We start from the raw sequence: 11,747 nt of genomic DNA, 5'->3' as shown, positions 1-11,747 counted from the left end.
ACTTCCCCTTCCGGTTCGATGCGACAAACGTTAGATGTCTAACCATTAGATGTCAAACGCTTAGACCTCTCTGCTTCTGCGGTAGGGTCACCCCCGTGCCAGCACCCACCACCACCCCCATCGGCGTCGTCCTCGCCCGCACCGCCAAGACGGCAGGCCGCGCCTTCGACCAGGCCCTCGCCGCCGCCGGCGGCTCCCAGCCCGTCTGGCAGATCCTCATCTCCCTCAAGACCCGCCCCGTCGCCAACCAGCGCGAACTCGCCGACGCCGTCGGCATCCAGGGCGCCACCCTCACCCACCACCTCAACGGCATGGAAACCGCCGGCCTCGTCACCCGCCGCCGCGACCCGGAGAACCGCCGAGTCCACCTCGTCACCCTCACCCCCGAAGGCGAACAGCTCTTCCTCCGCCTCGCCTCCGCCGCCATCGCCCACGACCAACGCATGCGAAAAGGCCTGTCCGACACCGAGATCGCCCAGCTCGCCGACCTCCTGCACCGCCTCGCCGCCAACGTCACCGATACCTGATCGAGCTGCGCCAACCGGACCCCTGATCGAGCTGCGCCAACCGGGGCTTCGCCCCGGGCCGGGGGCTTCGCCACCCGGACCCCCGAAAGCGACCGGTGCGAGAGTGACTGGACGCACCCGGCCCGCGACCACGAGGAGAGATAGGCTCCAACCACTAGCCAAAGTCGTCTCAAGCTGGAGAACCGCAATGACCCAAGCCCCTGTCAACGTGACCGTCACCGGCGCCGCCGGCCAGATCGGCTACGCGCTGCTCTTCCGCATCGCGTCCGGTCAGCTCCTCGGCCAGGACGTCCCGGTGAAGCTGCGGCTCCTCGAGATCCCGCAGGCGGTCAAGGCGGCCGAGGGCACCGCCATGGAGCTCGACGACGGCGCCTTCCCGCTCCTCGCCGGCATCGACATCTTCGACGACCCCAAGCAGGCCTTCGAAGGCACCAACATCGCCCTCCTCGTCGGCGCCCGCCCCCGCAGCAAGGGCATGGAGCGCGGCGACCTCCTCGAAGCCAACGGCGGCATCTTCAAGCCCCAGGGCGAAGCCATCAACGCCGGCGCCGCCTCCGACATCAAGGTCCTCGTCGTCGGCAACCCCGCCAACACCAACGCCCTCATCGCCCAGTCGCACGCCCCCGACGTACCCGCCGACCGCTTCACCGCGATGACCCGCCTCGACCACAACCGCGCGCTCGCCCAGCTCTCCAAGAAGCTCGGCGTCCCGGTCACCGAGCTCAAGAAGCTCGCCATCTGGGGCAACCACTCCGCCACCCAGTACCCCTCGGTCCAGCACGCCGAGGTCGGCGGCAAGCCCGTCGAGGTCGACCAGGCCTGGCTCGAGAGCGACTTCATCCCCACCGTCGCCAAGCGCGGCGCCGCCATCATCGAAGCCCGCGGCCTCTCCTCCGCCGCCTCCGCGGCCTCCGCCGCCATCGACCACGTCTACACCTGGGTCAACGGCACCCCCGAAGGCGACTGGACCTCCGCCGGCGTCGTCTCCGACGGCTCCTACGGCGTCGCCGAGGGCATCATCTCCTCGTTCCCGGTCACCGCCAAGGACGGCAAGTACGAAATCGTCCAGGGCCTCGAGATCGACGACTTCTCCCGCGCCCGCATCGACGCCTCCGTCGCCGAGCTCGTCGAGGAACGCGACACCGTGCAGAAGCTCGGCCTCATCTGAGCCACCACGCGAAAAAGGGCCGCCGTCCACACCGGACGGCGGCCCTTTTTCGCGTCCCGCGAACACCACACGCCCACAGCGAAACCCGCCCCGCCCACCGGAGCCACCGCCCTACCGTCGCCCCATGACCCTTCTCGCCCTACCCGACATGCACACCCCGAGCCAAGCCTCCGACGAATCGGTCTACCAGCAGCTCCTGCGCGACCGCATCGTCTTCCTCGGCTCCGAAGTCACCGACGAAGTCGCCAACCGGATCATCGCCCAGCTGCTCCTCCTCGCCGCCGACGACCCGGCGAAGGACATCACCTTCTACATCAACTCACCCGGCGGCTCCGTCACCGCCGGCATGGCCATCTACGACACCATGCAGCTCGTCAAACCCGACGTCTCCACCTGGGGCCTCGGCTTCGTCGCCTCCATGGGCCAGTTCCTCCTCTCCTCGGGCACCCCCGGAAAGCGCTACCTCCTGCCCAACACCCGCATCGTCATGCACCAGCCCTCCGCCGGCATCGGCGGCGCCGCCACCGACATCGCCATCCAGGCCGCCGTCTTCGGCAAGATGAAGCACCGCATCGCCCAGATCACCGCCGCCCAGACCGGCCAAACCATCGAACGCATCACCACCGACGCCGACCGCGACCGCTGGTTCGACGCCGACGAAGCCCTCACCTACGGCTTCGTCGACCACATCGTCACCCACGAGCGCACTGCCACGGCCTGACACGCCCCGGCGGGGGATGCCAGCCCGCTGTGCGTCCCCCGCCAGCCGCGCCCACCAAGCTCGACCCCATGACGATCACCCTCGAACCCCACAGCACCGTGCTCTTCACCGGCGACTCGATCACCGACCTCTGGCGCCCCGGCGGCGAAGACCGATCCAGCTACACCGCCCTCGCCGCGGGCTACTGGAGCCTCAGCCACCCCGACCGGCCGATCACCTGGCTCAACGCCGGGCACTTCGGCAACACGGTCGCCGACCTCGAAGCCCGCTGGCGCACCGACGTCCTCGACACCCACCCCGACCTCGTGTCCGTCCTCGTCGGGGTCAACGACAACGGCCGGCACACGTTCGAACCCGACGCCCGCAAAGTCTCCACCGACGAGTTCGCCGCCGGCTACGACCGCATCCTCGCCCCGCTCGCCGACACGGGCACGGACCTGATCCTCATCGAACCGTTCCTGCTGCCCGTCGAAGGTGTCGTCGAAGCCGGCGTCGACGACACGATGATCATCGATGACGCCGTGCGCGAAGAATGGCGTGCCGGCCTCGACCCGAAGATCCAGGCCGTCCGGGACCTCGCGACGGCGTACGGCGCGGAACTGCTCGCCGCCGACGCGATGTTCGCCGAACTCGCCGCGAAAACCGGCGCGGAACGCTGGTCCGCGGACGGAGTGCACCTCACCCCAGCCGGGCACGCCGCACTCGCGGACGCCTGGCTCAGCCTGATCGCCTGAGAGGTTCTTGTTCCATAGCGGGGTTTTGGGCGTGCATGAACGACCGCCAAGCTGGTTTTTCGAAAAACCAGCTTGGCGGTATAGGTCGTTATACACTTTGAGGAGGGGAGTGCTCAGACTCCGTTGAGGCCGCGGCGCGCCAGGAGCGGGTCGATCTCGGGGTCGCGACCGCGGAAGGCCCGGAACGCGTCCATGGGGTCGATGCTCCCTCCCCTGCCGAGGAGGGTGCGGCGGAAGTGGTCGCCGTTGTCGCGGGTGAGTCCCCCGCTCTCCCGGAACCACTGGACGGTGTCGGCGTCGAGGACTTCGCTCCAGATGTAGGAGTAGTACCCGGCGCTGTAGCCGCCGCTGAAGATGTGGGCGAAGTAGGTCGTGCGGTAGCGCGGCGGGATGGCTTCGACGGCCACGCCGGCTTTGACGAGGGCGTCGGTTTCGAAGCGCTGGACCTCGTCGACGCGGTCGTCGACGCCGAGGCGGTGCCAGGCCTGGTCGAGCAGGGACGCGGCCAGGTACTCGGTGGTGGAGAAGCCTTCGCCGTACTGCTGGGCGGCGAGGAGCTTGTCGACCTGCTCCTGGGGCAGCGCCTCCCCCGTCTCGTGGTGCTTGGCGTAGTGGGCCAGTACTTCCGGCCACAGCATCCACATCTCGTTGACCTGGGAGGGGTACTCGACGAAGTCGCGGGGCACGTTGGTGCCGGAGAACGTCGGGTAGCGGACCGAGGAGACCAGGGCGTGGAGCGCGTGGCCGAACTCGTGGAAGGCGGTGACGACCTCGTCGAAGGTGAGCAGGGTCGGCTCCCCCGCCGGCGGCTTGCCGACGTTGAGGACGTTGACCACGACGGTCTTGCGGTCCAGCAGTTCCGACTGGTCGACGAAGGTGTTCATCCACGCGCCGCCGCGCTTGGCGTCGCGGGTGTACAGGTCGAGCAGGAACAGGCCGAGCGGGCTGCCGTCGGCGTCGAACACCTCGAAGGTCCGGACCTCCGGGTGGTACTTCGGGAGGTCGGTGCGTTCGGTGAAGGTGAGGCCGTAGAGCTTGGTGGCGGCGAAGAAGACGCCGTCGAGGTACACGCGGTCGGCTTCGAAGTACGGGCGCAGGGCTTCGGTGTCGACGTCGAAGCGCTCGCGGCGGACCTGCGCGGCGTAGTACGGCCAGTCCGACGGGCGCAGCGTCGCGCCGGGCACGTCGGCTTCGAGCAGCTGCTGCAGTTCGGCGGCTTCGGTGCGGGCGTTCGCGACCGCGGCGGGCGCGAGCCGCTCCAGCAGCCCGGCGGCGGCTTCGGCGGTTTTCGCCGTCTCGTCGGCGATGACGTACGCCGCGTGGTTCGGGTAGCCGAGCAGCGCGGCGCGTTCGGCCCGCAGGTGCGCGATCTCGGCGACGAGGGTGTTGTTGTCGAAGTCGTTGCCGCGGTTGCCCCGCGCCATCGACGCGGTGTGGATCCGGGCGCGGATCTCGCGGTCGCGCAGCGTCTCCAGCGGCGAGGCCTGGCTCGTCGGCAGCGTCAGGGGGATGACGTACTTGCCGTCCTCACCGCGGGCCGCCGCCGCTTCGGCCGCGGTGGCGATCGCGCCGTCGCCGAAACCGGCCAGCTCGGCGCGGTCTTCGATGACGACGGCCAGCTCGTTGGTGTCCTTGAGCAGGTTCTGCTGGAACTTCGTCTGCAGCGTGGACAGCTGCGCGTTCAGCTCCCGCAGGCGGGCCTGTTCGGTTTCGCCGAGCCCGGCGCCCGCGCGGCTGAAGTCGAGGTGGCGCCGCTCCAGTAGCCGCCGTGACTCCTCGTCCAGGCCGAGTTCTTCGCGCCGTGCGTGGAGGGTGTCGATGCGGGCGAACAGCTTCGGGTTCAGGTGGATGGCGTCGTGGTGGGCGGCCAGCTTGGGCGCGAACTCCGCCTGGATGGCCTGGATTTCGTCCGTGCTGTTGGAGCCGGACAGGTTGTAGAACACGCTCGCGACGCGGCCCAGCAGCTCGCCCGCGCGTTCGAGGGCCACGACGGTGTTCTCGAACGTCGGCTCGGCGTCCTGCGTCGCGATCTCGTCGATCTCCGCCGCGTGCTCGGCCAGGCCCGCCTCGAACGCGGGCCGGTAGTGCTCGTCGGCGATCCGGTCGAAGGGCGGGAGGGCGTAGGGCAGTTCGCTGGGTGCGGCGAACGGGTTGTCCGGCGAAATCATCGGGGCAGGCTCCTGGTGGGGGTACAACACTCGGTCCCGCCAGCCTACGTGGTCCACCTGTGCCGATGTCAGCGCTTTCCGGAGGTGGCCAAGCTCACCGGCCGGTGGTACCGCCCACGACGGCGTCGCTGCTCCCGGCGGCCTTTTTGCCCCGTTTCGGCTTGGGTTCCGGCGGCACGATCCCGCTCAGGTCGCTGCTGTGGTCGTTGACCCGCATGACGAACGGCCGGGTCTCGGTGTAGCGCACGACCGAGATCGACGCGGGGTCGACGACGATCCGCTGGAACGCGTCGAGGTGCTGACCGAGGGCGTCGGCGAGGATGGACTTGATCACGTCGCCGTGGCTGCACAGGAGCCAGACGGCGTGGTCGCCGTGCTCGGCGGCGATCCGGCGGTCGTGCGCGCGGACGGCGGCCACCGAGCGGGCCTGCATCGCCGCGAGCCCTTCGCCGCCGGGGAAGACCGCGGCCGAGGCGTGTGCCTGCACGACCCGCCAGAGCGGCTCTTTCGCCAGGTGCTTGAGCTCCTTGCCGGTCCAGTCCCCGTAGTCCACTTCGGACAGCCCGGGTTCGACGGTTTTCCCGAGCCCGCGGGCGGTGGCCAGCGGGCCGACCGTCTGCTTGCACCGCAGCATCGGCGAGACGACCAGGTCCGCCAGCGGCACGCCGTCGAGGCGGCCGACCAGCTTTTCGGCCTGGGCGCGGCCGGTGTCGTCGAGGCTGACCTTCGGGGAACGCCCGGCCAGGACGCCGGAGCCGTTCGCCGTCGACTTGCCGTGCCGGAGCAGAATGACGGTACTCACGAGGCCCACCCTACGTGGGGACCGATCATCCGGTCCCCACGCGGGCGGCTCAGTGGCTGACCGGACCCGCGTTGGGGTCCAGTGCGCCGGTGAAGATCAGCACGAACAGCAGCACGCCGAGCACGAGCCGGTAGATCACGAACGGCACGAAGCTGCGCTTCTTGATGTAGGCCATCAGCCACGCGATCACCGCGTAGCCGACGCCGAACGCGACCAGCGTGGCCAGGATCGTCGGACCCCACTGGGCCGGCACCCCTCCCGAACCGATGTCCTTGAGCTTGTACACGCCCGACCCGAACACCGCGGGCAGCGCCAGCAGGAACGAGTACTCGGCCGCCTCCGCGCGGGTGTAGCCCAGCAGCAGGCCCGCGCTCGTCGTGCCGCCCGAGCGGGAGACACCCGGGATCAGCGCCAGCGCCTGGGCGAACCCGAAGGCGAGGCCGTGCGGCGCGGTCAGGTGGTCCAGCGTCCGTTCCTGCTTCCCGACGCGGTCGGCGTAGAGCAGGATCAGGCCGAACACGATGAGCACCGTGGCGGTGATCCGCAGGTCGCGGAACGCGCTGTCGATCTGGTCCTGCAGCAGCAGGCCGAGCACCACGATCGGCAGCGAGCCGACGATGATCAGCCAGCCCAGCCGGGCGTCCGGGTCCTGACGCCAGTCCGGCTTGTACAGCGAGTAGAACCAGGCCTGCAGGATCTTCCCGATCTTCTTGCCGAAGTAGATGATCACCGCCAGCTCGGTGCCGATCTGGGTGACGGCGGTGAACGCCGCGCCCGGGTCGTCCCAGCCGACGAGCGCCGCGACGATCCGCAGGTGCGCGCTCGAGGAGATCGGGAGGAACTCGGTCAGGCCCTGGACCAGGCCCAGGACGAGTGCTTCGAACCAGCCCACGTCAGGCCACCCCCGCCTTCTCGAGCGCTTCGACGGCGATGGTCAGCGCGGCGGCCGGGTCGGGGGTCAACGGCGACACCGACAGGGTCGTCACGCCGGCCTCGGCGAATTGGGTCATCTTCTCCGCTATCCGTTCCTTCGGGCCCAGCAGCGATGTCGCGTCGAGGAACTCCAGCGGCACCGCCGCCATCGCCCCCACCCGGTCGCCGGCCAGGTACTTCTCCTGCACTTCGGCGGCTTCGGCTTCGAAGCCCATCCGCGTGGCCAGCTGGTTGTAGAAGTTCTTGTCCTTGCTGCCCATCCCGCCCAGGTAGAGCGCCGCGTAACCGCGGACGGCGTCCGCGCAGGCCCGCCAGTCGTCACCGGGCACGAACGGCACGGTCGGGACGACGTCGAAACCGTCCAAGGTGCGGCCGGCGCGCTCGGCGCCCGCCCGCACCTGCGCCAGCTGCTCCCCCGCGTGCGCCGGCGAGAAGAACACCGGCAGCCACCCGTCGGCGATCTCGCCGGTCAGCTCCAGGTTCTTCGGGCCGGTCGCGGCCAGGTAGAGCGGGATGTGCTTGCGGGCGGGCCGGACGGTCAGCCGCAGCGCCTTGCCGGGGCCGTCCGGCAGCGGCAGCGTGAAGTGCTCGCCCTCGAACCGCACCCGCTCCCGCCGCAGCGCCGAACGCACGATCGAGGCGTACTCGCGGGTGCGGCCCAGCGGCGAGGCGAACCGCACGCCGTGCCAGCCCTCGGACACCTGCGGGCCGGACACGCCGAGCCCCAGCCGGAACCGGCCGCCCGAGAGCGTGTCGAGGGTCGCGGCGGTCATCGCGGTCATCGCCGGGGTCCGGGCCGGGATCTGCAGCACGGCGGCACCGACGTCGATCCGCGACGTCCGCGCCGCGATCCAGGTCAGCACGGTCACGGCGTCCGAGCCGTACGCCTCCGCGGCCCACACGACGGCGTAACCCAGGTCGTCCGCTTGTTTCGCCAGGGCCAGGTTCGCGGGGTCGTTCCCCGCTCCCCAGTAGCCGAGATTCAGTCCGAGTCGCACGGGGCCAGACCCTAACGGGGGCCCTTGTGGGCGACACGACTCACCTTGGTCATGTTCGGGAGGGGCCGCCCACTAGGCTCGGCGGTCGTGGAAAAGCGACTGCTCGGCCGCTCGGGACTGCGCGTCTCGCGGATGGCGCTCGGCACCATGACCTGGGGTGGCGACACCGACGCGGAAGAAGCGGCCAGCCAGCTGGTCGCCTTCGTGGACGCCGGCGGCACCCTGGTCGACACGGCCGACATCTACGGCGAGGGTGAGAGCGAGCGGGTGCTCGGCTCGCTGCTCGGCGACCTCGTGCCCCGCGACGACGTCGTCCTCGCGACCAAGGCGGTCGCCCGGCGCACCGAGGGCCCGTTCGGCGGCGGCGCCTCCCGCGGCGCCCTGCTCACCGCGCTCGACGGCTCGCTCAAGCGGCTCGGCACCGACCACGTCGACCTGTGGCAGCTGCACGCCTGGGACACCTGCGTGCCGATCGCCGAAACCCTCGCCGCCCTCGAGTACGCCGTGACCAGCGGCAAGGTCCGCTACATCGGCGTCTCGAACTACGCGGGCTGGCAGCTCGCGACGGCCGCCGCCGGCGCCGCCGCGGTCGCGCCGATCGTCTCCACCCAGGTCGAGTACTCGCTGCTGGAGCGCGGGGTGGACCGCGAGGTCGTCCCGGCCGCCGAGCACCACGGCATCGGGCTGCTGCCCTGGGCGCCCCTGGGCCGCGGCGTGCTGACCGGCAAGTACCGCACCGGCACACCCGCCGACTCACGCGGCGCGAACAGCGCGTACGCCGGCTACGTCGAGCACCACCGCACCGACCGCGCCGCCCGGATCGTGCAGGCGGTGGCCACCGCGGCCGACGGGCTGGGCACGTCGCCGCTGGCCGTCGCGCTGGCCTGGGTCCGCGACCGGCCCGGCGTCGTGGCCCCGGTCGTGGGGGCCCGGGACACCGGTCAGCTCACCGGTTCGCTCGCGGCGGAGGACATCACGCTCCCGCCGGCCATCCGCTCGGCGCTCGACGACGTCAGCGCGATCGAGGTGGGTTACCCGGAGCGCTGGCCGCGCTAGGTGTCTGTTGGGTGACATGCACGTGACGGCAAGACGATCGTGGAGGATGCTGGTGAAGACCGCCGGTCGAGGAACACCTGGAGGCAGCAACGTGCGTCGGTTCGCCGCCGTGTCGTGGATCGCGATCCCGCTCGCCGGTGCCCTGGTGCTCTCGGGCTGCTCGTCGGCCAAGTCCGACGGCGACGACCTGCAGATCGTCGCGAACCCCGTGGCCGCGAAGCCGGCGGTCTCCCCCGCCGTGACCGTGAAGCCGGCCGGTCAGGTGCTCGCCACCGGCGCCGTCTCGGCCGTCGCCGTCGCCCAGGGGACCCTCGTCGTCGCTCTCGCTCAGCCGCCGTCTTTGCAGCTCTACGACTTGGACGCGCTCGCGTCACCCCCGGTGAATATGCCGTTATACGGCAAGGCGGAGAAGCTGTCGGTGGCGCCGGGGCGGGTCGAGATCGCGGAGCCGGCTCAAGGTGTGGTGCAGCAGCTGACGCTGCCGGACCGGAAGCTCACCGAGACGAAGACGGGTGGGCAGCCGGCGTCGAGCATCGCTTACGGCGCCGACCGGCTGGTCGCGATGGGGACCGCGAAGGATATCCAGCTGCTGCCGGCGACGGGTCCGGCGCGGACCATCGGCGGGCAGCTGTACAGCGCCGACGACGTCGTCGACACCGGCAAGGGTGTCGTGGTGCTGGACCGGCTGCGCACGGCCGTGTTCTCGGTCGACGTCGCCGCCGGGAAGGTCAACGAGGGCCTGCGCGCGGGTGACGGCGCCGCCAACGCCGTGGCGGACTCGTACGGGCGGGTGCTGGTCACGGACGCGCGGGCGGGTGCGCTGATCGCGTTCTCGGCTTCGCCGCTCATCATGCGCCAGCGCTACCCGGTGCGCGGGGGCGTGTACGGGATCGCCTACGACGCTCGGCGGAGCTTGGCCTGGGTGACGCTGACCGGACGCAACGAAGTGGTCGGGTTCGACGTCCGCGGTGGCGAGCCCGTCGAGAAGTTCAGGTTCCCCACCGTGCGCCAGCCGGACTCGGTCGGGGTGGACGAAACCAGCGGCCGGGTGATCGTCGGCTCGGCGGCCGGAGAAGGGACCCAGGTGATCCAGCCATGACGACGGTCAGCGAGGCGGTGGTCGAAGGGGATTGGGAGTATCGCCGCCTGCACCTCCCCCCGGGCGTGTCCCGGCGTGCGGCGGCGATCCAGCTCTCCATCCACGCGGAGTTCGCGGGCTGGGAACTGCGCAACGTGCGGCTCTACGCCGACGGCACGCGCCGGGTCTGGCTGCGCCGCAAGAAGACGAACGAAAGCCTCCCGGGCGCGCTGCCGACCTAACCGAACACGCGGTTCAGCCAGTCGGTCCAGGACTTCTCTTCCGCTTCGGCGTCCGCTCCCGGGGTGAAGAGGTGGTGGGACGCGACCATCGGGCCGTGGAAGCCCTTCATGAACCGGAGCATCGCGTCCGCCGTGCGGATTCCCACCGTCTGGTCGTTGGCCGCGTAAACGACACCGCCGAGGGAGACCCGGTCCCCGACCGCAGGCCGGGAAGACAGCCCCAGTGCCGTGCCCAGCTGAGCCCAGGCGGTGGGCCAGTCCCCCACCGGTGGGCCGAACGCGGTGACCGGCACCGCGGTCCGGCCGGCGAAGTGCGTGACGTACTCGACGAGGGTGCGGAAGAACATCGCGCCGCCCGTGGTCATCGCCTCGAACTCGTCTTCCCAGTCGTCGCCGGGCAGGAAGCCGCTCGTGACGCAGCGGACCACTGAACTGCCGCCGTCGCGGCCCTCGATGAGGAACTCGTAGGCGATCTTCCGGCCGTCGGGCGCCGGGTCGCTGCCGTAGACGAGCTTCTCGAGCGGGTCCCACTCCCGGATCCGGTACTCGGGCTCGTAGCCGCCGAACGCGCCCCGGATGACACCGCCGGTGCCGCCCTCGACCTCGTTGCGGCCCATGAACCACGAGTCGATGCCCGGCCCGCTGGCGATGGCCTCCCACACCTGCTCCGGCGTCGCGTCGACCTCGGCGACGTCGGTCAGCTCGAACTCATGCCCCACGAGGGTCCTCCGGGATGCTCGGGTGGACGGCGACGACCACCCGGTGCGGACGGCCCTTCTCGGCCGTCTCGTCGTGGTACTTGCCGACCAGGGTCGTGACGGCGGTCGCGAGCTCTTCGGCGAACGCGGCGCGGTCGGCCGCGGAGGCGAACCGGACCTCGCCGTCGAGCGCGAAGGTGGCGACGCGCTGCTGGGCCTTCGCCCCGCCGGTGATCAGCTGGCCGACGTCCCGCACCAGCCGGCCGGCGACGGCGAGCAGCCAGCGCGCCGAAAGCCGGTCCGGCGACTGGGCCGGGTCGGGCTGGACGGCGGCCAGCGCGGCCGGCGAGATGACGTACGACGACGCCGTCGCGCGCATCATCCGCTCGGTGACGTTGCCCTTCCGCCGCTCCTCGACCAGCTCCACCAGGCCGTGCGCCTCGAGCGTGCGCAGGTGGTAGTTGACCTTCTGGCGCGGGAGGTCGACCCGCGCCGCCAGCATCGTCGCGGACGCCGGCTCGGCCAGTTCGGCGAGCAGCCGGGCCCGGACCGGGTCCAGTGACACCTCGGCCGCCGACGCGTCTTCGATCACCGCCACGGAGAACATGGGTCAAGGATCGTT

The 11,747-nt window shown here is 70.7% G+C and carries 13 protein-coding genes; 7 read left to right on the top strand and 6 right to left on the bottom strand.

Features of this window, described 5'->3' with window-relative positions:
* Positions 1–95: 95 nt before the first annotated feature.
* From AA23TX_RS19840 to AA23TX_RS19825, 4 genes are all read left to right on the top strand, one after another.
* On the top strand, positions 96–527 hold the full coding sequence (locus AA23TX_RS19840) for a MarR family winged helix-turn-helix transcriptional regulator (protein ID WP_155543983.1): 432 nt from the start codon (positions 96–98) through the stop codon (positions 525–527).
* 187 nt (positions 528–714) lie between these two features.
* Complete coding sequence (locus tag AA23TX_RS19835; RefSeq protein WP_155543982.1) at positions 715–1,695, top strand: malate dehydrogenase; 981 nt, start codon at positions 715–717, stop codon at positions 1,693–1,695.
* A gap of 124 nt (positions 1,696–1,819) precedes the next feature.
* The gene (locus AA23TX_RS19830) at positions 1,820–2,416 is read left to right on the top strand and encodes a ClpP family protease (RefSeq protein ID WP_155543981.1); all 597 of its coding nucleotides are present in this window, start codon (positions 1,820–1,822) and stop codon (positions 2,414–2,416) included.
* A 68-nt stretch (positions 2,417–2,484) separates the two neighbouring features.
* Positions 2,485–3,150 (top strand): SGNH/GDSL hydrolase family protein, encoded by a 666-nt coding sequence (locus tag AA23TX_RS19825; protein ID WP_155543980.1) that lies wholly within the window; start codon positions 2,485–2,487, stop codon positions 3,148–3,150.
* 113 nt (positions 3,151–3,263) lie between these two features.
* Here the strand turns inward: AA23TX_RS19825 and AA23TX_RS19820 are convergent, their stop codons facing one another.
* The 4 genes from AA23TX_RS19820 to AA23TX_RS19805 form a co-directional block, all read right to left on the bottom strand.
* Positions 3,264–5,318 (bottom strand): M3 family metallopeptidase, encoded by a 2,055-nt coding sequence (locus AA23TX_RS19820; RefSeq protein ID WP_155543979.1) that lies wholly within the window; start codon positions 5,316–5,318, stop codon positions 3,264–3,266.
* Positions 5,319–5,412: 94 nt separating this feature from the next.
* Complete coding sequence (locus AA23TX_RS19815) at positions 5,413–6,120, bottom strand: histidine phosphatase family protein (RefSeq protein WP_155543978.1); 708 nt, start codon at positions 6,118–6,120, stop codon at positions 5,413–5,415.
* Between the two features lie 49 nt (positions 6,121–6,169).
* Entirely contained in the window at positions 6,170–7,012 is an 843-nt protein-coding gene (locus AA23TX_RS19810; protein WP_155543977.1) for an undecaprenyl-diphosphate phosphatase, read from the bottom strand.
* 1 nt (position 7,013) lies between these two features.
* Positions 7,014–8,051, bottom strand: a complete 1,038-nt coding sequence (locus AA23TX_RS19805) for an LLM class F420-dependent oxidoreductase (RefSeq protein WP_155543976.1) — start codon at positions 8,049–8,051, stop codon at positions 7,014–7,016.
* Between the two features lie 87 nt (positions 8,052–8,138).
* Between AA23TX_RS19805 and AA23TX_RS19800 the strand changes: the two genes are divergently transcribed.
* From AA23TX_RS19800 to AA23TX_RS19790, 3 genes are all read left to right on the top strand, one after another.
* Positions 8,139–9,107: an aldo/keto reductase gene (locus AA23TX_RS19800; protein WP_196425381.1), complete on the top strand. Its 969-nt coding sequence runs from the start codon at positions 8,139–8,141 to the stop codon at positions 9,105–9,107.
* A gap of 91 nt (positions 9,108–9,198) precedes the next feature.
* Positions 9,199–10,206, top strand: a complete 1,008-nt coding sequence (locus tag AA23TX_RS19795) for a YncE family protein (protein WP_155543975.1) — start codon at positions 9,199–9,201, stop codon at positions 10,204–10,206.
* Entirely contained in the window at positions 10,203–10,427 is a 225-nt protein-coding gene (locus AA23TX_RS19790) for a DUF5703 family protein (RefSeq protein ID WP_155543974.1), read from the top strand. Before AA23TX_RS19795 ends, AA23TX_RS19790 begins: the two co-directional genes overlap by 4 nt.
* Here the strand turns inward: AA23TX_RS19790 and AA23TX_RS19785 are convergent.
* Positions 10,424–11,146, bottom strand: a complete 723-nt coding sequence (locus AA23TX_RS19785) for an SRPBCC family protein (RefSeq protein ID WP_155543973.1) — start codon at positions 11,144–11,146, stop codon at positions 10,424–10,426. The genes AA23TX_RS19790 and AA23TX_RS19785 overlap by 4 nt on opposite strands.
* On the bottom strand, positions 11,136–11,732 hold the full coding sequence (locus tag AA23TX_RS19780; protein WP_196425380.1) for a winged helix-turn-helix domain-containing protein: 597 nt from the start codon (positions 11,730–11,732) through the stop codon (positions 11,136–11,138). The genes AA23TX_RS19785 and AA23TX_RS19780 overlap by 11 nt, the downstream gene beginning before the upstream one ends.
* Positions 11,733–11,747 lie beyond the last annotated feature (15 nt).

The sequence above is a fragment of the Amycolatopsis camponoti genome (genome assembly GCF_902497555.1).
GTDB classification, from domain to species: domain Bacteria; phylum Actinomycetota; class Actinomycetes; order Mycobacteriales; family Pseudonocardiaceae; genus Amycolatopsis; species Amycolatopsis camponoti.
The sequence above is the reverse complement of the archived record's forward strand: the minus strand, read 5'-3'. Positions and strand labels throughout refer to the sequence as shown.

Bases quoted from the DNA above. Each gene is read 5' to 3' on its own strand.
- AA23TX_RS19825 (WP_155543980.1), top strand. From the start codon at position 2,485: ATGACGATCACCCTCGAACCCCACAGCACCGTGCTCTTCACCGGCGAC.
- AA23TX_RS19790 (WP_155543974.1), top strand. From the start codon at position 10,203: ATGACGACGGTCAGCGAGGCGGTGGTCGAAGGGGATTGGGAGTATCGC.
- AA23TX_RS19830 (WP_155543981.1), top strand. From the start codon at position 1,820: ATGACCCTTCTCGCCCTACCCGACATGCACACCCCGAGCCAAGCCTCC.
- AA23TX_RS19835 (WP_155543982.1), top strand. From the start codon at position 715: ATGACCCAAGCCCCTGTCAACGTGACCGTCACCGGCGCCGCCGGCCAG.
- AA23TX_RS19780 (WP_196425380.1), bottom strand. From the start codon at position 11,732: ATGTTCTCCGTGGCGGTGATCGAAGACGCGTCGGCGGCCGAGGTGTCA.
- AA23TX_RS19820 (WP_155543979.1), bottom strand. From the start codon at position 5,318: ATGATTTCGCCGGACAACCCGTTCGCCGCACCCAGCGAACTGCCCTAC.